This window comes from Pandoraea terrigena (genome assembly GCF_902459705.1).
In the GTDB taxonomy this organism is placed as follows: Bacteria; Pseudomonadota; Gammaproteobacteria; order Burkholderiales; family Burkholderiaceae; genus Pandoraea; species Pandoraea terrigena.
The window spans coordinates 455544-479960 of record NZ_CABPRU010000002.1 but is presented as its reverse complement, the minus strand read 5'-3'; the positions used below and the strand labels follow the sequence as shown (position 1 = coordinate 479960).

Annotated in this window: 20 protein-coding genes; 10 read left to right on the top strand and 10 right to left on the bottom strand. The window is 65.3% G+C overall.

Features of this window, described 5'->3' with window-relative positions; all coding sequences use genetic code 11:
* Window positions 1-134: 134 nt before the first annotated feature.
* Entirely contained in the window at window positions 135-1436 is a 1302-nt protein-coding gene (locus PTE31013_RS06435; RefSeq protein WP_150611965.1) for a UDP-N-acetylglucosamine 1-carboxyvinyltransferase, read from the bottom strand.
* A gap of 207 nt (window positions 1437-1643) precedes the next feature.
* Window positions 1644-2444, bottom strand: coding sequence for a GntR family transcriptional regulator (locus tag PTE31013_RS06430; RefSeq protein WP_246173921.1), 801 nt, complete (start codon window positions 2442-2444; stop codon window positions 1644-1646).
* Window positions 2445-2757: 313 nt separating this feature from the next.
* Here PTE31013_RS06430 and PTE31013_RS06425 point away from each other — a divergent pair, with 313 nt between their 5' ends.
* The 7 genes from PTE31013_RS06425 (at window position 2758) to mdoH (ending at window position 12686) form a co-directional block, all read left to right on the top strand.
* Window positions 2758-2994, top strand: a complete 237-nt coding sequence (locus PTE31013_RS06425) for a DUF3311 domain-containing protein (protein WP_150611964.1) — start codon at window positions 2758-2760, stop codon at window positions 2992-2994.
* Window positions 2991-4466, top strand: a complete 1476-nt coding sequence (locus PTE31013_RS06420; protein ID WP_150611963.1) for a sodium:solute symporter family protein — start codon at window positions 2991-2993, stop codon at window positions 4464-4466. The genes PTE31013_RS06425 and PTE31013_RS06420 overlap by 4 nt, the downstream gene beginning before the upstream one ends.
* A gap of 19 nt (window positions 4467-4485) precedes the next feature.
* Window positions 4486-5676: an amidohydrolase family protein gene (locus PTE31013_RS06415; RefSeq protein ID WP_150611962.1), complete on the top strand. Its 1191-nt coding sequence runs from the start codon at window positions 4486-4488 to the stop codon at window positions 5674-5676.
* Window positions 5673-6947 (top strand): MFS transporter, encoded by a 1275-nt coding sequence (locus PTE31013_RS06410; protein ID WP_150611961.1) that lies wholly within the window; start codon window positions 5673-5675, stop codon window positions 6945-6947. The genes PTE31013_RS06415 and PTE31013_RS06410 overlap by 4 nt, the downstream gene beginning before the upstream one ends.
* A 246-nt stretch (window positions 6948-7193) precedes the next feature.
* Entirely contained in the window at window positions 7194-8186 is a 993-nt protein-coding gene (locus PTE31013_RS06405; protein WP_150611960.1) for an alpha/beta hydrolase family protein, read from the top strand.
* 319 nt (window positions 8187-8505) lie between these two features.
* Window positions 8506-10029: a glucan biosynthesis protein G gene (locus PTE31013_RS06400; RefSeq protein WP_150611959.1), complete on the top strand. Its 1524-nt coding sequence runs from the start codon at window positions 8506-8508 to the stop codon at window positions 10027-10029.
* Window positions 10030-10289: 260 nt separating this feature from the next.
* Window positions 10290-12686, top strand: coding sequence for a glucans biosynthesis glucosyltransferase MdoH (gene mdoH / locus PTE31013_RS06395; protein WP_150612216.1), 2397 nt, complete (start codon window positions 10290-10292; stop codon window positions 12684-12686).
* A 111-nt stretch (window positions 12687-12797) separates the two neighbouring features.
* On the opposite strand, the gene PTE31013_RS06390 is transcribed toward mdoH, so the two are convergent.
* Entirely contained in the window at window positions 12798-13535 is a 738-nt protein-coding gene (locus PTE31013_RS06390; RefSeq protein ID WP_246173919.1) for a peptidoglycan DD-metalloendopeptidase family protein, read from the bottom strand.
* Window positions 13536-14028: 493 nt separating this feature from the next.
* Here PTE31013_RS06390 and PTE31013_RS06385 point away from each other — a divergent pair, with 493 nt between their 5' ends.
* The 3 genes from PTE31013_RS06385 to PTE31013_RS06375 all read left to right on the top strand — a co-directional run bounded on the left by PTE31013_RS06385 (window position 14029) and on the right by PTE31013_RS06375 (window position 16129).
* On the top strand, window positions 14029-14232 hold the full coding sequence (locus PTE31013_RS06385) for a cold-shock protein (protein ID WP_010805153.1): 204 nt from the start codon (window positions 14029-14031) through the stop codon (window positions 14230-14232).
* Window positions 14233-14455: 223 nt separating this feature from the next.
* Window positions 14456-15094: a LysE family translocator gene (locus tag PTE31013_RS06380; RefSeq protein ID WP_150611957.1), complete on the top strand. Its 639-nt coding sequence runs from the start codon at window positions 14456-14458 to the stop codon at window positions 15092-15094.
* A gap of 267 nt (window positions 15095-15361) precedes the next feature.
* Window positions 15362-16129 carry a flagellar brake protein gene (locus tag PTE31013_RS06375; RefSeq protein ID WP_150611956.1) on the top strand — a complete coding sequence of 256 codons (768 nt, stop codon included), beginning with the start codon at window positions 15362-15364 and terminating at the stop codon, window positions 16127-16129.
* Window positions 16130-16192: 63 nt separating this feature from the next.
* Here the strand turns inward: PTE31013_RS06375 and PTE31013_RS06370 are convergent, their stop codons facing one another.
* The 7 genes from PTE31013_RS06370 to PTE31013_RS06340 all read right to left on the bottom strand — a co-directional run bounded on the left by PTE31013_RS06370 (window position 16193) and on the right by PTE31013_RS06340 (window position 24146).
* Window positions 16193-17542: a hemolysin family protein gene (locus PTE31013_RS06370; protein ID WP_246173918.1), complete on the bottom strand. Its 1350-nt coding sequence runs from the start codon at window positions 17540-17542 to the stop codon at window positions 16193-16195.
* 144 nt (window positions 17543-17686) lie between these two features.
* On the bottom strand, window positions 17687-18598 hold the full coding sequence (locus tag PTE31013_RS06365; RefSeq protein ID WP_150611955.1) for a LysR family transcriptional regulator: 912 nt from the start codon (window positions 18596-18598) through the stop codon (window positions 17687-17689).
* Between the two features lie 124 nt (window positions 18599-18722).
* Window positions 18723-19550, bottom strand: coding sequence for a dioxygenase family protein (locus PTE31013_RS06360; protein ID WP_150611954.1), 828 nt, complete (start codon window positions 19548-19550; stop codon window positions 18723-18725).
* A 47-nt stretch (window positions 19551-19597) separates the two neighbouring features.
* Window positions 19598-20002, bottom strand: coding sequence for a DoxX family protein (locus PTE31013_RS06355; protein WP_150611953.1), 405 nt, complete (start codon window positions 20000-20002; stop codon window positions 19598-19600).
* Window positions 20003-20185: 183 nt separating this feature from the next.
* Window positions 20186-21436: a glycolate oxidase subunit GlcF gene (gene glcF / locus PTE31013_RS06350; RefSeq protein WP_150611952.1), complete on the bottom strand. Its 1251-nt coding sequence runs from the start codon at window positions 21434-21436 to the stop codon at window positions 20186-20188.
* A gap of 8 nt (window positions 21437-21444) precedes the next feature.
* On the bottom strand, window positions 21445-22572 hold the full coding sequence (gene glcE / locus PTE31013_RS06345) for a glycolate oxidase subunit GlcE (protein WP_150611951.1): 1128 nt from the start codon (window positions 22570-22572) through the stop codon (window positions 21445-21447).
* On the bottom strand, window positions 22572-24146 hold the full coding sequence (locus PTE31013_RS06340) for an FAD-linked oxidase C-terminal domain-containing protein (RefSeq protein ID WP_246173917.1): 1575 nt from the start codon (window positions 24144-24146) through the stop codon (window positions 22572-22574). The genes glcE and PTE31013_RS06340 overlap by 1 nt, the downstream gene beginning before the upstream one ends.
* Window positions 24147-24417: the final 271 nt, after the last annotated feature.

The window sequence follows — 24417 nt, the reverse complement described above, 5'->3', positions numbered from 1 at the left end:
GCCGTTGTAGACGCCGCAGGCACCTGGCCGTGGCGCGCGGCGGCAGGGGCAGGGGCAGGGGCAGGGGACGATCACGCATGATGGCCGCCATGCTTTCACCATCGCCAGATCACGCCGCGCCTGAAGGCGCGCGCTTAGTCTTGCGTTGTCCAGACGACGTTCGCGCCCACCGAGCACAGGTTCTCGACGAAGCGCGGATGCGCGCGACGGATCGGATCGGCGTTCTTGATTGTCGATTGACCGTTGATGCTGGCCGCCACCATCAGCAGCGCAATCGCCACGCGGATGATGTACGGACTCTCCACGACAGCCGGCGAGAGCGGCACGCCGCCGAACGTGATCAGGCGGTGCGGATCGGACTGGAACACATGCGCGCCGAACTTCGACAGTTCGGTCGACCAGCCCATCGCGCCGTCATAGACCTTGTTCCAGAACATGGCGCTGCCTTCGGCCTTCACCCCCAGGGCGATGAAGATCGGCAGCAGGTCGACCGGGAAATACGGCCACGGCGCGGCTTCCACTTTGGTCAGGATGTTCTGCGTGAACGGGGCTTGTACCTTGAGCTGGCCCTGCGCGGTGGCCGTCGACCAGCCGTCGCGGTGCTCGACCTTCACCCCGAATTTCGCGAAGGTGCGGTCGATGAGCGGGAACTGGTCCGGCGCCGTGTTCTTGACCGTGATCTCGCCACCCGTGATGGCGCCGAGCGCCAGGAACGTGGTGATTTCATGGAAGTCTTCGGCAAAGCGGAATTCGCCGCCGCCGAAGCGCGCCACACCTTCGATCGCGAGTTGCGACGTGCCGACGCCCTCGATGGGCACGCCCAGCATCTGCATGAAGCGGCAGAACTCCTGTACGTGCGGCTCGGACGCCGCGTTGTTCAATTGCGAGCGGCCCCCGGCGGTTGCCGCGCACAGCACGAAGTTTTCCGTGGTGGTCACCGACGCGTAATCGAGCCAGTGATGGATCGCCGGTCGTGTCTCGTCCGCGTGGATGAGCAGCGAGCCCTCGGTGCGCTCGACACGTCCGCCGAAATGCCGCAGCACTTCGATATGCGGATCGATCTCGCGCACGCCTAGCGTACAGCCCTTGATGTTGTCTTCGATGCGGGCGACGCCGAAACGCGCGAGCAGCGGCGGCACGAGCATGATCGACGAGCGCATCTCTTCCGGCAGATGGTCGGTGCGCGGATCGAAGCGGGTATCGCGATGGTGGATGTCGAGCGTACCGGTGTCGAAATCGACGCTGACGTCGCTGCCGAGCTGACGGAAGATGTCGAGGATCTTGCGAACGTCGGTGATCTCGGGCACGCCGATGAGGCGCACGGGCTGATCGGTGAGCAGCGTGGCGCACAGCACCGGGAGAACGGCATTCTTGTTGGCGGAAGGGGTGATGCGGCCGCGTAGCGGTTGGCCGCCGTGGACTACCAGATGGGACATGGGCTTCCTTCGGGCTTCGTGCTTGGGTGTGACAGGCGGGGGCGAAAGTGGCAGGCGGGTGCAGACCCGTCGCAAACAGGCGCAATATACCTCCGATTCGGGGGTGTGTGCCACGCGACCCGCATGCCCGTGGTGGGATTGCCGCGCCGCTTGACGGGCGACGGCTTGGCATGTCGCGTGCGTCGCCGTGGCAGGGCTGGGGGACGCTTATGACCCCGAGCCCGCGAACGCTTCGGCAAAAATGGCGCGAAAGTCGGGCGTCTCGGCGGCGGCCGCGCGAGTGAGCACCCGCGCTTCGAGTTCGTCGAGATGCGCCGTGGCCAGCGCAATCGCGGCCTGCGTCTGGCCGTCGCGCAACTGGCCGACGAGCAGGGCGTGCTCCGTCGGCGCGCAATGGATGAATTCCGCCGGATCGTACAGCGCCTTGTAAAGCTCCGTCTTGGCCACGAGCTGGCGCGCGAACGTGTCGAGTTCGGCACTCTGCGCCATGCCGATCAATGTCAGATGGAACTCGCCCGCCAGGCGAATCGAGCGCTCATGCGTGCCCTCGGCATGCGAGCGGGCTTCCCGCGCGACGTGCGCGTCGAGCGTCTCAAGCTGCGACGGACTCAATTGCCCACAAACGCTGGCGATCACGCCGCTTTCCAGCACGCGGCGTGCGCGGTAGGTCTGCCGGATGTCGTCAAGCGACGGTTGCGGGACGAATGCGCCCCGGTTGGGCTCGAGCACCAGCTTGCCCTCGAAGCCGAGCCGGGCGAGCACCTTGCGCACCGCGCCGCGAGTGCAATCGAGCGCCTGCGCCAGATTGCGCTCGCGCAGCGGCATGCCCGGCCGGAGCTTGCCCGAGAGCAGCGCCTGAGAAATGGCCTGGTAGACACGTGCCTCGATCTGCTGCCCTGCGCTGCCTGGCGTGCCGTCGCCGCCGGACGGCAGATCCGGGGCGGTCTCGGCGGACGCCTCGGGGCGGGACGCGTCGCGCGGGGACGCCGGTGCTGCGGTGCGGCTCAAGCCTCATCTCCTTGAATGACGCGGTTCGCGTGGGTGTGGGGCGCATTGTACCCGGCCCCCTTCGCCTGCCGATGCTGCCTCCCGGAAAACCCTCGGTTTCGATGCTCCCGCCACCGCAACCTTGCGTTTCGGCGCATCGTTGCCGATAATGGTCAACAAAAATGGTTAACCATTTATTCGTGATTGGTTGATGATGTGCGGATCGATGCGATGCGTCACGCGGCCGGACACGACCGAAGTGGTCAAGCCATCGGGTTGGCTGCTCGTGCTGCCGAGCGGCCGAACTTTGTATCCCTCAGGGTCTGGAGACGACATGAAACCTGTGCATTGCCTGGCCGCGCTTCCCATCGCGGCCTTTTACAGCGGCGGTTGGCTGGCTGAACACGTGGGTCCCCGTCTGGCGGGCCTGCCCTTCCTGATGGCGTGGAATATCGTCTGGCTGCTGCTCACGTCGGCGGTCATGGTCGTGATGTTCCGCTTCGATGGTTCGCGCCAGGCGGCGCAGGTGTCGGCGAACGATCCGCAAGCCCCTGACGGAGCGACATCATGAACGCCGCCCTGACCATCATTGCGGCGTTTCTCGCGTTTGCGCTCTTCATCGGATTGCGCGCGCGGCGCGGCCGCACCATGAGCCTGGAGCAGTGGGCCGTGGGCGGGCGCGGCTTCGGCACGCTGCTCGTCTTCCTGCTGATGGCGGGGGAAGCCTTCTCGACGTTTACGTTCCTTGGCGCAAGCGGATGGGCGTACAGCAAGGGGCCCCCCGCCTTTTACATCCTCGCCTACGGGGCGCTCGCCTATCTGCTCGGCTACTGGATGTTGCCGGCGGCATGGCGTCACGCGACGCGACACGGCTGTGTGTCCTTCTCCGACTTCTTCGCGACGGCCTACCGCTCGCGGGCGCTGGGCGTCATCGTCTCGCTGGTGGCCGTGCTCGGCATGAGCGCACTGCTCATCATCCAGTTGCGCGGTCTGGGCATCATCGTCTCGGAGGCGTCGTACGGCACGATTCCGCCGGTGGTCGCGATCGGGTGCAGCGCCATCGCGATGGTGGCCTACATCACGGTGTCGGGCATTCACGGTTGCGCGAGCATTGCGATCTACAAGGACATCCTGATTCTCGTGATCGCGGTGTTCCTCGGCCTCTACCTGCCGCTGCACTACTTCGGCGGCTTCGGCGCGATGTTCGACCGCATCGAGGTAGCCCGGCCGGGCTTCTTGCAGATGCCCACGAGCGGCCTGACCCTGTCCTGGTACAACTCCACGATTCTGCTCACGTCGCTCGGCTACTACCTGTATCCGTATGTGTTCACCTCGGTGTACGCGGCCAAGACCGAAAGCGCGGTTCGCAAGAACACGATCCTGATGCCGCTGTACCAGATGGTCATCGCGTTCATGTTCTTCGTGGGCTTCGCGGCGATCCTGCAGGTGCCGGGCCTTACCGGCGCGGATTCGGATCTGGCACTGCTGCGCATCGTCAAGCAGACGTTCTCGCCGTGGTTCGTGGGCGTGATCGGCGGCGTCGGGGTGTTGACCGCGCTCGTGCCGGGCTCGATGATCCTGCTCAACGCGTCGACGCTGATCGCGAAGAACATTTACCGCGACGGTTTTGCGCCGCACGCGAGCGACGCCTTCGTGGGCAAGCTCGCCAAGCGCGTGCTGCCGATCTTCGGACTGGTGGCGGTGGGTTTCGTCCTGCGTGGCGGTGCGACATTCGTGGCGCTGGCGCTGTTCGCGTCGAGCCTGCTCACGCAACTGTTCCCGTCGTTCGTGGCGAGCCTGCTGCCGCGTCCGTTCGGCAACAAGTACGGCGCTTTCGCGGGAATCGGGGCCGGCGCGGTCGTGCTGGCGGCGGCGGTCGGGTTCGACATCAACCTGCACACGTTGATGCCCGGCGCACCGAATACCGTGGGAACGATCAACATGGGACTGGTGGCGCTCGCGGTGAATGCGATGACGTTCGTGGTCGTGAGCGGGCTCACCCGCTCGCGCAACCTGGCGGCCGGCGTCCCGCAGGGCACCTGACAGGGAGGTTGAGGACGACATGACAACACTGGAGATTCGCAACGCGCGCGGCCTCGATGGCTCGCCGGTCGACGTGCGCGTCGAGAACGCACGGATCGTCGCACTCGCGCCGTCGCTGCCTGGCGGGCCGGGCAACGGCGTCCGCCAGATCGATGCTGGCGGCGCGATACTGCTGCCCGGTCTCGTGGAGTCGCACACGCATCTGGACAAGACCGTCTGGGGCATGCCCTGGTACGTCAACGCGTGCGGCTCGCAGCTCATCGACCGCATCGACAACGAACGCCAGTGGCGTGCCGGGAGTGGGCATGACGCGGCGGCTGCGTCGCTTGCGCTCGGTCGGGCATTCCTCGCGGCGGGCACCACGCGGCTGCGCACCCACGTCGACATCGATACCGACGCGGGCCTGCGCCATCTCGAGGGCGTGCTTGCCACGCGCGAGGCGCTGGCGGACACCCTCGACATGCAGATCGTCGCGTTCCCGCAGTCGGGCGTACTGGATCGCGCGGGCACCGTGGCCCTGCTCGACGACTCGCTCGCGCGCGGCGCGGACGTGCTTGGCTGGCTCGATCCGTGTGCCATCGACCGCGACCCGAAGGCATCGCTCGACGCGATGTTTGCCCTGGCCGACAAGCATGGGTGCCCCGTCGACATACATCTGCACGAGCCGGGCGAGATGGGGATGTTCTCGCTCGAACTGATGCTCGAGCGTATCGCCGCGCTCGGCATGCAAGGCAAGGTTGTGGTGTCGCATGCGTTTTGCCTGGGGGAACTGGATGCCGCGCGCGCCGAGGTGTGGCTCGCGCGCCTGGCCGATGCCGGTGTCGCGCTGATCACCACCGCGCCGCCATCACGCACCGTGCCGCCGCTCATGGCATGCCGCCGCGCCGGCGTTACGCTCGCCGGCGGCAACGACGGCATTCGCGACACGTGGACGCCCTACGGCTCGCCCGACATGCTCGAGCGCGCGATGATGATCGGGCTGCGTTACAACCTGCGTCGTGACGACGCGCTGGAGATCGCACTCGATTGCGTCACCTATCAGGGGGCGAGCGCCTGCGGATTCGACGACTACGGCCTGCGGGCGGGGGCGCGCGCCGATTTGGTGCTCGTCGATGCCGTGAATGCCGCACAGGCCATCGTCACGCGTGCGCCGCGTCGTTGGGTGGTGGCGAACGGCAACATCGTGGTGAGCGAAGGCGTGGCGGTATGACACTCTGGCTGGCCATCGTCGCGGTCGGACTGACGCTGCGGCCGACGCTCACCTCCATCAGCCCGCTGCTGCCGCAAATCCGTACTGCCACGGGGATGACCTATCCCGTGGCGGCATTGCTCACGTCGCTGCCGGTGCTCGCGATGGGCGCGGGCGCGTTTGCCGCAAGCGGACTGACGCGCCGCTTCGGCGAGCGCCGTGGCGTGCTGCTCGGACTGGCAGTGCTCGCGCTTGCCTGCGGCGTGCGTTTCGTGGCCGACGATACCGCGACGATGATCGCCACGGCGCTCGCGTCGGGCGTCGGCATCGCCATCATCCAGGCGCTGCTGCCGGGAGTGGTGAAGGCGAACTATAGCGCTGCGCGCATGACCGCGATGATGGGCTTGTACTCGGCGGCGCTCATGGGCGGTGGCGGGCTTGGCGCCGCGATCAGCCCATGGGCGGCGCGCGACGCGGGCGACTGGCGTGTTGGGCTGGGAATGTGGCTCGGGGTCGTCTGCGCGGCTGCGCTCGCGTGGTGGCGCGCACCGCTGGGTCGCACTGCCGTGGCGCCAGCGGCCTCGCCGGCGACGACGGCCGAGGACTTGCGAGCGGCTGGCCAAGCGGCGAGCGATCGGGGCGCGTCGGCGACCGGTGGTGTGCCGTCGATGCGCGACCTGCTGCGCAAGCGGCGCGCCTGGACGCTTGCCGTGTACTTCGGTCTCATCAACTGCACCTATACGACGATGGTCGCGTGGCTGCCACCGTTCTATCAGCAGCACGGCATGAGTGCGACGCGCAGCGGTGCGCTGCTGGCCGCGCTGACGGCCTGTCAGGTCGTCGCCGCGCTGACGCTGCCCTGGCTGGCGCGCCGTCATGTCGATCGCCGTCGCTGGCTCACGCTCGCGCTCGCGGCCACACTCGGCGGACTCGTCGGGCTGGCACTCGCGCCCGGTGCCGCCGCATGGGCGTGGATCGGCGCCATTGGCTTCGGGCTGGGCGGCACCTTCTCGCTTGGACTCGTGCTCGCGCTCGATCACCATACGCATCCGCGTCATGCGGCGGCGCTGGCAGCGGTCATGCAAGGCGTAGGCTTCTGCATCGCGGCGCTGGCACCGTTTGCCGCCGGGGCGGTGCTCGACGTCACCGGCAGTTTTACGCCATCGTGGATCGGACTCATTGCGCTCAATGTGGCATTGATCGCGCTGACCTGGCGCTTCGATCCTGCCGGCTATGCGTCGGCGCTTTGCTTGTCGCGCGGCACGCCCGGCGGCCGCCCACAGCGCGCCTGACTTGCGCTTGAAGTGGGCTTGAAGTGCGTGCCTGACGTACGTGCGGCACACTGTGCGCGTTGCGCACGCGAGACACGTATCCCGTAGGCAAAATTCCTGCGGAGTCCATACGCATTCCGCGCTAAGATGGTTCGTCGTGTGATGTCGCAGCAGGACTTCGGCGCGAGACCGGGGGGCGGACCCTTCGGCCGCCTTCGCCCGAGGGGCTGCGCACCGCCGGATACCAAGGGAGAACGGATGCTCGGAATGTCGCGCAGGGCCGTGGGTCGATCGTTCGGGACGATGCTCGTCGCGCTCGGTGCCTGCAGCGTCGGCGTGTCGTTGTTCGTTGCGTTCCCCCCACTTGCCGTGGCTGCCGACACGCTCCTGCCGGGTCGTCCGGCCATCGATGCCGCGCCGGTCCCGGTGCCGGTTCCCGCCCCGAATGCGCCGCCATCGCCGAAACCCTTGTCGCCCACCGGCGTCGACCAGCGCGTGCCGCGCAGCGACGGTGCTTACGCCAACCTGCATGTCTTCCGGCCGCCATCGACCTGTCGCGGCGTGGCGGTGCTGAGTCCGGGCGCGGGGGACGACCGCGACGCGCTTTCCTGGTTGGGGCGCGCGCTCTCGCAATACGGCTGGCTGACCGTGACCATGGCCCACAAGGAAAGCGGGCACGACTCCTTGCGCGATCGCGTGCGCAGCGGCGGATTGCGCGATGGTTTGCTGGCGCTCACTACGGATCCGGAGGCGTATGACGATCGTCTCAAAGATACCGGGGCGGCGTTGCATTGGGCGCGAATGCAATGTCGGTCCGGCCCCGCCGTCTTTGCCGGTCATTCCATGGGGGCGGCCACCGTGATGATCGAGGCGGGCGCGAAGAACAAGCTCGGACTCGACAGCGACGACCGCTTCGACGGCTACATCGCGCTCTCCCCGCAAGGGCCCGGTCCGATCTTTCCGGCGGGCGCGTGGCATGCCATCCACAAGCCCGTGTTACTGGTGACCGGTACGCGCGACGCGCCGCTGGATGGCAAATGGCAAACACGCACCGAGCCCTACGTGGATCTTCCGGCCGGGTGTCACTGGCTGGCCGTGGTCGATAGCGCCACGCATTTCAATTTCGCCGGTTTCGGCTACGGGCACGGTGACATCGAGGCCAAGGTGCTGCCGTTGATCCAGCGTTTTCTCGACAACTTGCGCATGCAGCGGTGCGCCGTTCCTGCGCCGGCGACCGGGGTGAAGTTCGAGGCGAAGTAACGCGAGACCTGGCCGGCGCGATGCGAAAGAGGATGGGAGGGGGCGGCGGCTGCCAAATCGGCGCGAAAGGACATGAAACCTTTCCATTTTGACCATCGGTCACAAATCGTCACAAATTTGTGAAGCGCTTGAAACAAACGCCTGGCGGACGACTGAGATAATGCGAGTGCCCGCGTCGAAGGTTTTGCCGATGCATCTTTAGTCAATCGGTAAATGAACGGGTAAAATTGCGCGTTCAGCGCACGCTGGCTACGGTCGGCACGCGCGTTACACGCTATCTCCACTGCCGATGGAATTCCTGCCCAATCACGTTTCTCGCATGATTTCCCACCGTGTCTTGCGTCTGGCGCTCGTCAGCGTACTCAGTGTTTGCGCCCTGATCTCCGGCGCCGCGCATGCGTTCTCGTTCGACGACGTCGCCAAACAGGCGCGCACGCTCGCGAACAACCGGTACAAACCGAAGGATCCGAATCTGCCCAAGGCGTTGCAGAATCTCTCTTACGACCGTTATCGCAATATCCGCTTCAAGCCTGAGAAGGCACTGTGGCGTGCGCAGAAGCTGCCGTTCGAGCTGATGTTTTTTCATGAGGGCTCGTACTACGATCGTCCGGTCAAGATCAACGAGCTGGTTGGCAGGAGCGTGCACGAACTGCGCTACAGCCCGGACATGTTCGATTTCGGCGCGCTGAAGGTCGATCCGAAGCAGTTGCGCGGCCTCGGCTTCGCGGGCTTTCGCATTCACTTCCCCGTAAACACCCCGAAATACAAGGACGAAGTGATGGTGTTCCTCGGCGCGAGCTATTTCCGCGCGCTGGGCAAGAACCAGACGTACGGCCTGTCCGCGCGCGGGCTGGCGCTGGACACGGCGCTCAATTCCGGCGAGGAGTTTCCGCGCTTCACCGAGTTCTGGATCCAGCGCCCGGCGCCCGGTGCCAAGGAACTGACGATCTACGCCTTGCTCGATTCGCCGCGCGCGACGGGGGCGTATCGCTTCACGCTGCGTCCGGGGACCGATACGACGGTCGATGTGAAGGCCGAACTGTTCCTGCGGGAGAACGTCACGAAGCTGGGCATTGCGCCGCTCACGAGCATGTTCTTCTTCGGGGAGAACCAGCCGGCGGCAGTGCCCGACTATCGCCCCGAAGTGCATGACTCGGATGGCTTGTCGATCCAGTCGGGCACCGGCGAGTGGATCTGGCGTCCGCTGGTCAATCCGAAGCGCCTGCTCGTCTCTTCCTTCGCTTTGTCGAACCCGGCCGGATTCGGTCTGCAGCAGCGCGACCGCGACTTCGGGGACTACCAGGATCTGGACGATCGCTACGAATCACGTCCGAGCGCCTGGGTCGAGCCCAAGGGCAAATGGGGGCAGGGCCGCGTGGAGCTGGTGCAGATTCCGACACCCGACGAGACCAACGATAATGTCGTGGCCTACTGGGTGCCCGATGCGCCGCCCAAGCTCAAGCAACCGTATTCGATCGAATACCGGCTGTCGTGGCAGAAGGAGAATGACAAGCGCCCGCCAATGGCCTGGGTGTCGCAAAGCCGGCGTGGACATGGCTACCGGGGAAAACCGGACGACAGTCTGCTGTTTGCCCTCGATTTCGAGGGCCCGGCGCTCAAGAAACTGCCGGAAGATGCCAAGGTCGAAGGGAACGTATCCATCGACGGCAATGGCAAGATTCTTGAAGTGCAGACGCAACGCAATGACGTCACGGGCGGCTATCGCGTCATGCTCCGCATGCGCCGCCTCGATGCCGAGAAACCCGTCGAAATGCGCGCTTACCTGCGCAACGGCAGTAACACCCTATCCGAAACGTGGAGCTACCTGTTACCCCCCGAATGAGCGACCGTTCCGACCTTCCGGTCGACGCGTTGTATGTCGACCGGCTACCACTGCCTGCCGAGAAACGCCGCGCCCTGCTGGCCCAGGCCAGACGCGACGGCGGCGATCCGCTTGACGTCCTCACGCGCTTGCAGCGCCTGCTCGCCACGCGCGCCGTGAACGGCGCGGGCGATGCGTTGCCATGCGGGGGCGAGACGACGGTGGAGGCCGCCAGCGCGGTGCCCGATGCGGCCGCCAGGCAGACCGACGCACCCGTCGCCATGGCAGCCTCGGCAGCTACCGCCGCCACGCCTGCCGCCGTGGCGAGCGCCACGTGGCACGCACACGATATCGCGGAGATCGAATCCGGCAGCGACGCAGTGCTGGCCTCGCAACCGGTGCGTCTCGCGCTCGGCGACGGTGGCTCGCTCGCCGCTGCCGCTGGATTGCGCGACGTGCGCGGCGTACAGACGCTGCGCATCGCGCCGCCGGTGCGCCGCACGTCGCTCATTCCGCGCGCCTGGTCGCTCAACCCGCTTGCGCGACTGTGGCGCAAACTGACCGGCCGCCAAGATCCCGATCCGCTCGTGCGCGACGCGCCCGATCCCAAGGGCCGATGGTCGCAAGCGGGACGGCGCCGTCGCTGGATGCTGCTCACGCTGATGATTGCGCAGACGGCGCTGGCCACCCATTTCATGGCATCGGTGTTGCCATACCATGGGGCCGATCCGCTTGAATTCTCCGTGCTGGTGCTGTTCGTGTTGCTCTTCGGCTGGGTCTCGGCCGGCTTCTGGACAGCGATCTTTGGTTTCTTCGTGCTGCTGTTCGGTGGCGAGCGCCACATGATCTCGAAGATGGCCGCCGGGGATGCGCCGATCGCGCCCGATGCGCGCACCGCCCTCGTCATGCCGATCTGCAACGAAGACGTCGGCCGCGTATTCGCGGGGTTGCGCGCGACCTACGAATCGCTCGCCAAGACCGGTTCGCTCGAGCGCTTCGATTTCTTCATCCTGTCCGATTCGAACGAGGCCGATCACTGCACGGCCGAAGTCGACGCTTGGCAGGCGCTGTGCCGCGAGGTCGACGGCTTCGGCCGCATTTTCTATCGCCGCCGCCAGCGTCGCGTGAAGCGCAAGAGCGGCAACCTCGACGACTTCTGCCGCCGCTGGGGCAGCGACTATCGCTACATGGTCGTGCTCGACGCCGACAGCGTGATGAGCGGCGAATGCCTGACGAAGCTGGTGCGCATGATGGAAGCGCATCCGAGCGCCGGTCTGATTCAGACCGCGCCCCTCGCGGCTGGACGCGAAACGTTTTATGCACGCCTGCAGCAGTTCGCCGGTCGCGTATATGGCCCGCTGTTTACGGCCGGCCTGCACTATTGGCAGTTGGGCGAATCGCACTACTGGGGCCACAACGCGATCCTTCGCATGGCGCCGTTCATGGCGCATTGCGCGCTCGCGCCACTGCCTGGCAAAGGCGCGATGTCCGGCGCGATTCTCTCGCATGACTTCGTCGAGGCGGCCTTGATGCGGCGGGCCGGCTGGGGCGTGTGGATTGCCTACGACCTGCCCGGCAGCTACGAGGAAATGCCGCCGAATCTGCTCGACGAACTCAAGCGCGATCGTCGCTGGTGTCAGGGCAACCTGATGAATTTTCGGCTGTTCCTCGCCGAAGGCATGCATCCGGTGCACCGTGCGGTGTTCGTCACGGGCGCGATGGCGTACGTGTCTGCGCCGCTGTGGTTCATCTTCCTGATTCTCTCGACCTGCCTGCTCGCCAAGCACACGCTCGTCGTGCCCGAGTATTTCACGGCACCCCGGCAACTGTTCCCGGTGTGGCCGGAGTGGCATCCCGAGCGCGCGCTCGCCCTGTTCTCGGCGACGGCAACGCTGCTCTTCCTGCCGAAGATCCTGGCCGTGGTGCTGATCTGGGCCAAGGGCGCGAAGCGTTTCGGCGGCGCGTTCGCGGTGACGGTGAGCATGCTCATCGAACTGGTGTTCTCGGCCGTGCTCGCGCCAGTGCGCATGCTGTTCCACACGCAGTTCGTGCTGGCGGCGCTCACCGGTATCGCGATCCAATGGAAGTCGCCGCCGCGCGAAGACGCCGAGACACGCTGGGGCGAAGCGATTCGCCGCCACGGCCTGCATACGTTGATCGGACTGGGGTGGGGGGGCGTCGTCTACTGGCTCAATCCGGACTTCATCTGGTGGCTGATGCCCATCGTCGGATCGATGGCGATCTCGATTCCCGTCTCGGTGTTTTCCAGCCGGGTGTCGCTGGGGCGCACACTCAAGCGAGCACGGCTGTTCCTGATTCCGGAAGAGTCATGGCCGCCCAAGGAACTGCGCATGACGGAGAAGTACACCGAGGCGTCGCGCAAGTATGTCGATTTCATCGACGCCGTGGTCGACCCGATGGCCAATGCCCTGGTGGCCGCGAGCGTGGTGCCGACCCTCGACGACGCGAAGCGTGACGCCCGGCGTGCCGGTCGAGTCGAGACCGCGCTGCTCAAGGGGCCGGCGAAGCTGACGAACACGCAGAAGTGGGAGTTGCTCAACGATCCGCGCGCGCTCGCTGCGCTCCATCTGCTGGTGTGGACGGATCCGCGGGCGCATCGCGATTGGCGCGACGCGCGCGCCAACGGACTGTCGCAGGGTTTTCTTGCGTCGGCCTGAGCGATAGGCGGGGGGACGCAGGCGACAACGATAAAAAGGCAGGGCATCGCGCCTTGCCTTTTTTACATTCGCGGCGTTCGCCTGCCAGGGGAGACCGGCCGGATCAGCGGATCAACGCGACGGCAGGAAGTCGCGCGGGTTGAACGGCGTGCCCTTCTGACGCACCTCGAAGTGCAGCTTGACGGTGCCATGGGAGTCGGTGTCGCCCATCTCGGCAATTTTCTGGCCCTTGCCGACCGATGCCCCTTCCTTGACCAGAATCGCGCGGTTGTGCGCGTACGCGGTGAGGTACCCGTTTTCGTGCTGCACCATCACCAGGTTGCCGTATCCACGTAACCCGCTCCCGGCATAAACCACCTTGCCGGCGGCCGCCGCATAGATCGGGTCACCGGCCTTGCCGCCAATGTCGACGCCCTTGTTGCTGCTGCCGTTGTAATTCGCCAGCACCGGGCCGTCGGCAGGCCAGACCATCGGAATCCTGTTGGTTGCCGTGCGCGGTGCGGCCGGTGCGGGCGTGGCCTTTGGGGCGGGCCGGGTTTGCGGTTGGGGTCTGGCGGCGCGAGACGAGGCGCTGCCTCCTGACGCGCCGGCGGGGGGCACGACGCGCAGCACTTGGCCGACTTCGATCTTGTCGGGGTCGGTCAGGCTGTTCCAGCGCACCAGATCAGCGGTACTGGCGTTGTTGGCGCGGGCGACGCCATAGAGCGTGTCGCCGGACTGCACGCGATAGCTCCCGGCGGGGACCGGGCCATAGGTCGGCGACCCGGCGCAGGCGGCGAGCGTCAGGCAAACGGCCAGGCTGAGTGCATGCGCGCGGCAGCGGGCGAGCCAAGCCGGTTGGCTTGACATACGAACGTCAGACGGCGACGGCGAGGGTCGCATGAGGCGAGTAGGCTCCATCCGTAGGCAGGTGTGTGGGTGAGTGGCGCTCGCTCGGTGGCCTGGCGTGGCGGCAGGGGCATGCGCCGGACAATGCGCGTCGACTAGGGGAAAAACACCCGAAATCCGCGTTAGGCAGCACAAAACACGAGCCGGACGCGCGGCAACGGCACGGGGGCGGGACAAAACGCCCATTGTACGGGCAGCGACCCCGGCGCGAACAGCCGAAGCGTGCCCAAATTCCGTGTCACAGCGAGAAATTGTTACTCGATTTGCAGTACTTACCCTGTTGACAAGCGACGTGTCTACACGTATAAAACCAACTGCAGATTGTCAAGCCGCGAAGTTGTTGTCAGACGTAGTTTTCCTGCTTCTCGCTGGTTTCTAGTCCTTCATTTTCCCTTGATTGTCAGCGCTCACGGGGTCATTCCGGCCCCAAGCTATTGTTTTATTAGGAAAAAACATGGAAACCGGTATTGTTAAGTGGTTCAACGACGCAAAGGGCTTCGGCTTCATCACCCCGGACGCCGGCGGTGAAGACCTGTTCGCTCACTTCTCGGAAGTGAAGGTTGACGGCTTCAAGTCGCTGCAAGAAAACCAACGCGTGTCGTTCGAAGTCAAGACTGGCCCGAAGGGCAAGCAAGCTGCGAACATCAAGCCCATCTAATTGGCTTGAGCGTATTGCCGTGATGCCGCGCCAGCGATAGTGCGAGGCGGTGTCCCGCGATCAATGGGCCCGATGACGAAAGTCATCGGGCCCATTTGTTTTCGCCTTCCATTTTTGATTCGCATGAGACGTGCACGCGGACGATGCGACTGCCACGGTTCGACGCTACAATGCCTGTTCAAATTCGCGTGAGCCCTTGCGTGAGTCCCTTCTTGAGGCAATCATGAGCCTGCAAACGTGGTGGCTTTACGTCGTCACCGTCTTTTTCGTCTCGGCGACGCCGGGACCGAACATGCTGCTCGTCATGACACATGGCGCGCGTCATGGGCTACGCCCGTCGCTCGGGACGATGGCCGGTTGCATGACGGCACTCATCGCCATGATGTCGATTTCCGCGGCCGGACTGGGCGCGGTGCTCAGGGCGTGGCCGATGCTGTTCGACACGCTGCGTTACGTCGGTGCGGCGTATCTCGTCTATCTCGGCTACAAGAGCTGGCGCTCCCCGGTGAATACGAACGCCGCCGCGGCCCCGCTTGGCGGGCCGGCCGTGGCGGTCGATTCGAGCTTCGGCAAGCTCTTCAAATCGGGCTTCCTGGTGGCGGCCAGCAATCCGAAAGCCATTCTCTTCGCCGCGGCCTTCCTGCCCCAGTTCATCGATCCGACGGCCGCCAAGCTGCCGCAGTTCTCGATTCTGCTCGGCACGTTCGCCGTGATCGAAGTGAGCTGGTACCTGGTCTACGCCACCGGCGGGCTGCGCATCGCACCGTATTTGCGCGAGGCGCGTGTGCTCAAGGCATTCAACCGCATCAGCGGCGGCGTGTTCATGGGCTTCGGCGCGTTGATGGCCGCCGTGCATCGCTGATCCGGGCGTGAGGTGCGGCAAAGGTCCGAAGGCGCGTCCGGGGTGTGGCGCGCAAGAGGGGTCGCCGCAGGTTTGCGTGCCGGAGTCCTCAATATTTCCGGCGCGCGACCGTTAACGTTCTTGACCAGATACATGAGACGGCGCGTCAGCGCCGACTGGCACGCATTCGCGCTGTGACGTCACAACACGTCACATATTGCAAAGGCTCTATACGTACGGCTTGCGCCGCCCGGCACGGTCGTCACGGGGACAATTAGAAGATCAGGTATGGAAACGACAGAACCGCAGGTGACACCGGCGCCCACGGACAACGAAACGCAATTGCACGACTCGTATCGCATCACTAACCCTCTGGAGATTGGTGGTGTGTTGCGCCATCTGGCGACCCGCGGTGATTTCATGACCGTCTACTTCGCCAATGGGCAGCGTCAGCTCGTCACGCGCCTGCTCAAGGTCGAACCGCAAGCGCGCGGCTTCTATTTCGACTGGGGCGGGGTGGAGGCGGAGAACCGGGCACTGCTGGCCAGCAAGCGTGCGTTGTTCGTTGGCGTGCCCGAAGGCATCCAGGTGCATTTCCCCATCGGCGATGCGCAAGAGCGCGAGTTCGAAGGGTACCCCGCATTCTATGCCCCGTATCCGGAAACGCTCGTGCGTTTGCAGCGCCGCGATTACTTCCGCGTGAAGACGCCGATCCTCGATCCGTACCCGTGCACGATCAAATTCCCCGACGACACGCCGATGCGCCTGTCGGTCTTCGACCTGTCGCTCGGTGGCGTCGGCTTGCGCACGAAGGCCGACGCGGCGGCCGAGATCCCGAAGGGCTCGATGCTCATGCACGTCGAGATTGAATTACGCGACTATGGCACCGTCCAGGTGGACCTCGAAGTCTGTGCCATTCGCAGTGTGCCGCTGGCGAAGGACGTCGAGTATCACATCGGCTGCCGCTTCATCGCCCTCTCGCGTACCGCTGAGTCGCGTCTGCAAAAACTCATCACGCAGCTCGAACTCAATCGCAGGGCATTCGCTCGCGGCTAAGCGTTCGGCGGGATATGCGTCAAGCCTATTTCGGGAAGCGGCGCCGCGGGCATCCATCGCGTATCAATCGTCGCGTGGCTGCGCCTCAACATGGGATGCTTCGCCTCGCGCTACGTGCACGCCGTCGGGATAGATGCGCACCAGCACGATACGCGGTCCCTGCATCTTCTTGACGACGACGGAGAAACCTTCGAAGTCGACCTTCTGGCCCTCGTGCGGCAGATAGCCCAGCGCGTTCATGATCAGGCCGCCCACCGATTCCGCATGCTCGCTCGGGATCTCGATGCCCAGCGAGCGTTCCAGCGTCAGGATCGGCAAGCTGCCGCGCCCGATGAGCGTGCCGTCTTCCATGCGGGTCCAGTCGTCTTCCGTCTGACGGAATTCGTCGCGGATTTTGCCGACAAGCGCGGAGAGCAGGTTGTCGAGCGTCAGGAAGCCGATGGGCTTCTGGTCTGGCCATCCCACCACGGCAAAGTGCGGAGCGCCGCGTCGAAATCGACGGAACAGCTCGCGCGCCGGCATGTCGGGCTTCACGCGTTCGACCGGACGCGCCATGCTGCCTAGATCCTCGATCGACTGGCCATGGTGCTCCGCGAGGAACAAATCTTTCAGGTGCACTACGCCGAGTATGGTTTCGCCGTCGTTGTCGAAGAACGGGTAGCGGCTGTAACGATGACGATAGGCGGTATCCATGTTCTGCGCGAACGTGACATTGCGGCGGAAGGCGGCCACTTCGCTCATCGGATGCATGAGATCGGAGACGGTCAGATCGCTGAAGTCGATGGCATAGGCGACGACGTTCCAGTCGTCGCGCGACAGTTTTTCGCTCGATGCCCCGCGGCGCATGATCAGCTTGATTTCATCGGCTGAGTAATGCGCATCGGTGCCGTGCGACGGATCGAGACCGGTCCAGCGCAGCAGGCGGTTGGCGCTGTGGTTGAGGATCCAGATCGCCGGATACATCAGCCAGTAAAAGCCATAGAGCGGGGCTGCCGTCCAGACCGAGATGACTTCCGGCATGCGCAGCGCCATCGACTTCGGCGCGAGTTCGCCCACGACGATGTGCAGATACGAAATCGTGAAGAACGCAATGAAGAACGCGAGCGCGTGGATCAGCTCTGCCGAACTGACGCCCAGTGCGGCGAACAGCGGCGTGAGAATGCGCGCAAACGCGGGCTCGCCGATCCAGCCCAGGCCGAGCGAGGCGAGCGTGATGCCGAGTTGACACGCCGAAAGGTAGGTATCGAGCTGGCCGTGCACCCTGGCCAGGATACGGCCGCGCCAACCGCGTTGGCGGGCAATGATATGAACGCGCGTCTGGCGCAGTTTGACGAGGCCGAATTCCGCCGCCACGAAGAAGCCGTTGAGCAACACCAGCAGCATCGCGGCGACGATCAGTAAAAGGTTTTCCAAAATAGGCGAAATGAGACATCAGGCCCGCCAGTATAAGTGACATTTGCCTGCGACAAGAATTAACGGAGACGTTCCGGTGTGTTGTCTGTCAGTTATCAGGGATTTGCAGGGCTTTCGCGGCGGATGCCGGTAAGTCCGTTGCGCTCAGCGGCGGTCGATGGCTCGCCAGCCGGGCATGGCGAAGGCATCGACGAGAAAGTCGATGAGGGCACGAACCTTGGCGCTCAGGTACTTGCGCGTCGGATAGACGACATAGATGCCCATCTCCCCCTGCGTGTACTCGGGCAGGAATTCGACGAGCTGGCCGTCGCGCAAGGCGTCCTGGACGAGAAATGCCGGTTGCAGGATGATGCCCGACCCAGCCACGGCGGCGGCCAGACAGGTATCGCCGTTATTGGCGATGAGCCGCGCGCGGGTGCGCACGGAAACGGGGCCGTCGGGACCGTCGAAGCGCCATTCGCGCCGGTGCGAAAAATAGCTGTAGCCAACCGTCTCGTGATGGGCGAGTTCGCTGGGGTGCTGCGGCGTGCCGTGCAGCGCGAGGTAGCCGGGCGAGGCGCACAGCAGCAGCCGGGTGCCCGCGAGCCGCCGATGCACTAGCGACGAATCGGGCAGGCGCGTGATGCGGATGGCCAGATCGTAGCCTTCGTCGACGATATCGACGAGACGATCGCTCAGCGTGATATCGAGCGAGACTTGCGGATGCCGGGCAAGAAACGCAGGCCAGAGTGGCGCGAGATGCAGCACGCCGAACGTATGCGGGGCATTGATGCGCAGCGGTCCGGCGGGCAGTCCGTCCTGCTCGCCTGCCATGGCATCGGCCTCGTCGAGTTCGGTGAGGATCTGGCGGCATCGTTCGACGTACCGCTGGCCGGGCTCGGTGAGCGACAGGCGCCGCGTGGTGCGCTGGAGCAGGCGCGTGCCCAGACGCGCCTCGAGATCGGCAACGTAACGCGAAATGGCGGTCTTGGAGATGCCCAATGTCGCGGCAGCCTTCACGAAGCTACCCGACTCGACCACGGCGATGAAGCTTTCGATCTCGCGAAGTTTGTTCATGCCGGGGCGTGACTCCTCAGGAATGCGCAGTGCGATGCGCGATCGGGCCGGTGGCCGGAGAAACGAGAGTGCCGACGGTGACGCGACGGCATCCCCGTCGTGTCACCCCCGTGTGTCGATGTCGTTATTGTGCCAGCGCGGTCACGTCGGCGAGCGACGGAGCGGCGTTGCCGAACGCAAAGGCGTCCATGCGCAGCGCGCCGTAGGTGGCGCCGGTGTCGAAGTGCGTTTGGCGGGCGGCGTTGTCGGCCGCGCCCAACGCGATGTAGAGCGGCAGTAGATGCTCGTCGGTCGGATGGGCGCGCTCGGCATAGGGTGCGCGGGCGCGGTAGTCGAACAGGGCATCCAGGTCCATCGCCGCGAGATGCTCGGTGAACCATGCGACGAACTCGGCCAGATAGGGCGCTTCAGCCAAGTCTTCCGACGGGGCGCGGAAGACTTCATGCAGGTTGTGCGTGAAGCTGCCCGACGCGATGATGAGCGTGCCTTCCTGGGCGAGCGGCGCCAGGCGTTGCCCGAGTCGATACTGTGTCTCGGGACGCGCGTGCCGTTGCAGCGACAGTTGGGTGACCGGAACATCGGCATCCGGATACAGATAGCGCAGCGGTACCCAGGCGCCGTGATCGAGGCCCCATTGGTCGTCGGTGGTCGCGGGCAGGCCGGCATCGCGCAGCATTTTCACTGTACGCTCGGCGAGTGCTGGCGCGCCCGCAGCCGGGTATTCCAGCGCATACAGCTCGCGCGGGAAGCCGCCGAAATCGTGGATCGTGCGCTGTTGCGCCAGGTTGCCCACGCGCGGGGTCGGTGTCGACCAATGCGGGGAAATCACGAGGATCTCCCGCGGACGCGGCACCGCCCGCCCCAACGCCGTCAACAGCGGGCCAGTGCGGCCCGGATCGACCGCGAGCAACGGTGAGCCGTGGGAGACGAAGAGGGTAGGCAGGGCAGACATGACGATGGCTCCGGCAAAAGAACGCAAACAAGAACCCGATGCGGCGATCAGGCGGTACGCGCGCGGCGAATCGCGCAGGCGCCGTCGCCGAGCAAGGCGACGACCAGCAACGCCACCAGCCAGAACGCCGGGAATTCCCAGCCACCGCCCTTGTTGGCGAACATCCAGCCGTTGTGGCCATGCACGGACACGATGGTGCCGAGCATCAGCGCGGCCAGCGGCAGCGCCGCCCAACGTGCATGGAAGCCCGTGATCAGCATCAGGCCGCCGATGAGTTCCAGCGCCATCGTGACATAAGCGACGAACGGCGGCAGGCCCAGCGACCCCATGAAGCCCACGAAGCCGGGGACGGTAAATACGAATACCTTGAGCGACAGGTGGGCGAGGAAGAGGATACCCAACGATACGCGCAGCAGCAGTGCGGCGTAAGGGGCGGTTTTGGTGTCGATCATGACAGGCTCCGGTGAAGGAATCGAAGTAAGGGGCGGCTCAGACATCGATGTGATGACTGACTTGACCTCGATTCTAGGGAGCACCATCGTTTAGATAAACGGGCAGGCTGGGGATTGATTGTCCCTTTCATCGGGACAATCAATCGACTTGATGGACGTAGGAGGGGTGTCCAGTGCCGGTGCTCAGGCCGACGCGATCATGCGGTCGAGCAGTTCGATCCAGTGTTGAACCGGGGCGTGATCGCGTGCGTGCTCGCCCTTGGCGGTCGCCTGCAAATGGCAAATGCAACCGACATTGGCCGAGACGACCAACTCCGGCTCGAGGGCGTCGAGCGCCTTCCACTTCGCATCGCGCAATTGATGCGACAACGTTGGCTGCGTGACCGAATACGTGCCGGCGGAGCCGCAGCAGATGTGGCTGTCCTGCGGTAGCACGACGTTGACGCCGACCCCCGCGAGCACCTTCTCCACCACGCCCTTGAGCTGTTGCCCATGCTGCAGCGTGCATGGCGGATGGTAGGCGATCTTGCCCGTCTTTCGGCTCGGCACGCGTTGTTGCAGGACTTCCAGGTTGTCGAGCAGCACTTCGGACAGATCGCGTGCGAGTTCCGAGACGCGTTGCGCCTTGCCAGCATATTGCGGATCGTGACGCAGCAGATGCCCGTATTCCTTGACCGTCGCGCCGCAGCCCGACGCGTTGATCACGATGGCTTGCGCACCCGCTTCGATCTCGGGCCACCAGGCGTCGATGTTGCGACGCGCGTCGTCGAGGCCGTCGTCCTGGTAGTTCAGATGCAGGCGAATGGCGCCACAGCAACCGGCCGCCGCCGGTCGCACCATTTCGATGCCGAGGGCATCGAGCACGCGGGCGGTGGCCTTGTTGACGTTCGGCAACATGGCGGGCTGCACGCAGCCTTCGAGCATCAGCATGCGACGCGTGTGCGTGCCTTGCGGCCAACTGCCCGAGCGCTGGCGATGGGGCACCTTCTCGCGCAGCGAGCGAGGCAGCAGCGACCGAAATCGCTGGCCCAGGCGAAGCGCGGGTGAGAACAGCGTGCGATTGGGCAGCACGCGTGCGAGCACCCAGCGCACCGCACGCTCGCCGGCAGGGCGACCGACCTGGGCGTCGACATGACGGCGGCCGATGTCGACGAGCCGGCCATACTGCACCCCTGACGGGCAAGTTGATTCACAACTGCGGCAGGTCAGGCACCGATCCAGGTGACGCTGCGTTTCGCGCGTCACGGGTTGGCCCTCGACCATCTGCTTGATGAGATAGATGCGGCCGCGCGGACCGTCGAGTTCGTCGCCCAGTAATTGATAGGTCGGACACGTGGCGGTGCAAAAGCCGCAATGCACGCATTTGCGGAGAATGGCTTCGGCTTCGTCGCCGTCCGCCGTCTGACGGAGAAAGTCTGCGAGGTTCGTTTGCATCGTCGTCTTTAGCGGTACAGCCGATGGCGGTTGAAGATGCGGCTCGGGTCGAACGCGTGCTGCAAACGCTCGCCGATAGCGCGCAGCGCGGCCGGTGGCGGGGTAAATACGCCGGTCGACTTGTCGCCGTGGCGAAACAGCGTAGCATGCCCGCCCACCGCGGCGGCAATCGCGCGCACGTCGGCGGCTGCGCGCGGCGTGATCCACCAGCGTTGTGCGCCCCCCCATTCGATCAGGTGCTCGTCGCTGTGGGCGAGCGGCGGCGTGGTCGGTGGCACCGACAAGCGCCATAGCGGTTGCCCGTCTCCCGTGAGCGGCGCGCTCGCGAAGCACGGGTGCGTCTGCTCGCGCAGCGCCTGCCAGAACGCGTGGGCTTCGATGGCATCGATGGACTCGCCGCCCATTGTGGCACGTGCTGCTGTGATGGCCGCCGCGGCACCGCCAAGGCGCACGCGCAGCGCGCCGTCATGCCAGGCCGATCCCATGAGCGGCAGTGGTTGACCGCCCCAGCGGTTGAGCTGCTCGATGGCTTGCGCTTGCGACATTTCGAAATGCAGCGTCGCCTCGGCCACCGGGCAGGGCAGCACCTTGATCGAGAGTTCCAGCAGGACGCCAAGCGTGCCGAGCGCGCCCGCCAGTACGCGAGAGACATCGTAACCCGCGACGTTCTTCATTACCTGCCCGCCGAAATGCAGCACTTGCCCCTGACCGTTCATGACGACGGCGCCGAGGACAAAGTCGCGCGGCGCGCCGACGTGTGGCCGGCGAGGGCCGGCGAGGCCGGCCGCGATGCAGCCGCCAAGCGTTGTGCCGGGGCCGAAATGCGGTGGCTCGAACGGCAGGATCTGGCCGCGCCCGGCCAGGGCCGCTTCGATCTCCGCCAGCGGCGTGCCCGCACGGGCAGTGATGACGAGTTCGGCCGGATCGTATGACACGATGCCGCGATACGCGCGCATGTCGAGCGGCTCGCCGGCGGGCGTCTGGCCGTACCAGCGCTTGGTGTTGCCGCCCTGGATATCAAGCGGCGTGCCGCGGGCAGTGGCGGCGAGCACACGCTCGCGAATCGCGGCGAGTACCTGCGCCGCCGCTTGCGTATCCTCGTTGGGCGACGCGTGGGAGGAGGGGGCTGGCAACATCAGAACCTCGGCAAGTCGGGGTGAGGCAGCAGGCCGCCGCGCACGTGCATTTTGCCGTACTCGGCGCAGCGCGCACGCGTTGGAATGCCCTTGTCGGCATTGAGCAGGCCGGCCGGGTCGAAGGCACGCTTCACGCCAAAGAACGCATCGCGTTCCTCCGGGGAGAACTGCACGCACATCGCGTTGATCTTTTCGATCCCGACGCCGTGCTCGCCGGTTACCGTGCCCCCCAGCGCCACGCAGGCTTCGAGAATGTCGCTGCCGAACGCTTCGGCGCGGTGCCACTCGTCCAGATCGTTGCCGTTGAAAAGAATCAGCGGGTGCATGTTGCCATCGCCGGCGTGAAAGACGTTGATGCAGCGCAGACCGTATTGCGCTTCCATCGCTTCGATGCGCTTGAGCAGCGTGCCGATGGTCCGGCGCGGGATGGTGCCGTCCATGCAGTAGTAGTCCGGCGAGAGGCGTCCGGCGGCGGGGAAGGCGTTCTTGCGTCCGGACCAGAAGCGCAGGCGTTCGGCTTCCGACGTAGACACCTGGATGCGGGTGGCGCCCGACGCGCGCAACACCGCCGAGACCCGTGCGACTTCTTCCGCGACTTCTTCGGGCGTGCCATCGGATTCGCACAACAGGATGGCGGCGGCGTCCAGGTCGTAGCCTGCGTGAACGAACGCTTCCACGGCCTGGGTGGCCGGCTTGTCCATCATCTCCAGGCCGGCAGGGATGATGCCTGCGGCGATGATCGCCGCGACGGCGTCGCCGCCGGCCTCGACGTCGTCGAAGCTGGCCATGATGACTTGCTGGACTTGCGGCTTCGGCACGAGCTTCACGGTAACTTCCGTGACCACGCAGAACATCCCTTCGCTACCGATGAACACGGACAGCAGGTCGAGCCCCGGGGCGTCGAGCGCATGCGAGCCGAATTCCACGACCTCGCCGTCCATCGTCACGGCGCGCACACGCAGGACGTTGTGCACCGTCAGGCCGTATTTCAGGCAATGCACGCCGCCCGAGTTCTCCGAGACGTTGCCGCCGATGGTGCAGGCGATCTGCGACGAGGGATCCGGTGCGTAGTAAAGACCGTAAGGCGCGGCCGCTTCGGAGACGGCGAGATTGCGCACACCTGGCTGCACGGTGGCGGTGCGGGCGTAAGGGTCGACGTCGAGAATGCGTTTGAATCGGGCGAGCGAGAGCACGATGCCATCGGTGATCGGCATGGCGCCGCCGGATAGCCCCGTGCCTGCCCCGCGCGGCACGACGGGCACGTTGTGATCGTGGCAGGCCCGCAGGATGCGGCAAACCTGATCCTCGTCGGCCGGCAGGACCACGGCAAGCGGCAGCTTGCGGTAGGCGGCCAGGCCGTCGCATTCGTACGGCGTGATCTGTTCGCGGTCGGTGAGCCACTGGGCGTCGGGCACGGCGGCACGCAGTGCCGCGAGCCGGGCGACGCGCGTGGGGTCGTCAATCGTTTCGAAGACGGGTTCGGCGGCGACGCGCCCAGGCGCCGGCGGCGACGGTACCGGGCGCTGTGGACTCAGCGCCGGGGACGGGGAGGGGGGCAACGCATTCGATGTCATCAGGCGGGCTCTCGGACAATCGTTGACGTGTCGTGGCGTTTCACTGATCGTTGGTCTACTGGTAGACTGGTCGACCAGTTATCGGATAATGCTATCGTAAAGGGAATGATCCGATTTCGACTACAGGGTTAACCCTTGCCTCGAGAGGATGTCCCTGGCGATGCCGGGTCTCGGGGAGTGCGCCTACCCTGAGCGAAGCGTGATCCTGTATCGTCGTACCTGTGATTTTTTCGTCGAGAACCGAAGCCGAGATGTCGTCCAACGAGTCGTC

Coding starts and splice junctions, on each gene's coding strand:
- glcE (WP_150611951.1), bottom strand. CDS start 22,572: ATGTTGCCAGCCCCCTCCTCCCACGCGTCGCCCAACGAGGATACGCAA.
- PTE31013_RS06360 (WP_150611954.1), bottom strand. CDS start 19,550: ATGTCTGCCCTGCCTACCCTCTTCGTCTCCCACGGCTCACCGTTGCTC.
- PTE31013_RS06410 (WP_150611961.1), top strand. CDS start 5,673: ATGACACTCTGGCTGGCCATCGTCGCGGTCGGACTGACGCTGCGGCCG.
- PTE31013_RS06390 (WP_246173919.1), bottom strand. CDS start 13,535: ATGTCAAGCCAACCGGCTTGGCTCGCCCGCTGCCGCGCGCATGCACTC.
- glcF (WP_150611952.1), bottom strand. CDS start 21,436: ATGCAAACGAACCTCGCAGACTTTCTCCGTCAGACGGCGGACGGCGAC.
- PTE31013_RS06400 (WP_150611959.1), top strand. CDS start 8,506: ATGATTTCCCACCGTGTCTTGCGTCTGGCGCTCGTCAGCGTACTCAGT.
- PTE31013_RS06415 (WP_150611962.1), top strand. CDS start 4,486: ATGACAACACTGGAGATTCGCAACGCGCGCGGCCTCGATGGCTCGCCG.
- PTE31013_RS06365 (WP_150611955.1), bottom strand. CDS start 18,598: ATGAACAAACTTCGCGAGATCGAAAGCTTCATCGCCGTGGTCGAGTCG.
- PTE31013_RS06385 (WP_010805153.1), top strand. CDS start 14,029: ATGGAAACCGGTATTGTTAAGTGGTTCAACGACGCAAAGGGCTTCGGC.
- PTE31013_RS06340 (WP_246173917.1), bottom strand. CDS start 24,146: ATGACATCGAATGCGTTGCCCCCCTCCCCGTCCCCGGCGCTGAGTCCA.
- PTE31013_RS06355 (WP_150611953.1), bottom strand. CDS start 20,002: ATGATCGACACCAAAACCGCCCCTTACGCCGCACTGCTGCTGCGCGTA.
- mdoH (WP_150612216.1), top strand. CDS start 10,290: ATGGCAGCCTCGGCAGCTACCGCCGCCACGCCTGCCGCCGTGGCGAGC.
- PTE31013_RS06425 (WP_150611964.1), top strand. CDS start 2,758: ATGAAACCTGTGCATTGCCTGGCCGCGCTTCCCATCGCGGCCTTTTAC.
- PTE31013_RS06375 (WP_150611956.1), top strand. CDS start 15,362: ATGGAAACGACAGAACCGCAGGTGACACCGGCGCCCACGGACAACGAA.
- PTE31013_RS06435 (WP_150611965.1), bottom strand. CDS start 1,436: ATGTCCCATCTGGTAGTCCACGGCGGCCAACCGCTACGCGGCCGCATC.
- PTE31013_RS06405 (WP_150611960.1), top strand. CDS start 7,194: ATGTCGCGCAGGGCCGTGGGTCGATCGTTCGGGACGATGCTCGTCGCG.
- PTE31013_RS06380 (WP_150611957.1), top strand. CDS start 14,456: ATGAGCCTGCAAACGTGGTGGCTTTACGTCGTCACCGTCTTTTTCGTC.
- PTE31013_RS06420 (WP_150611963.1), top strand. CDS start 2,991: ATGAACGCCGCCCTGACCATCATTGCGGCGTTTCTCGCGTTTGCGCTC.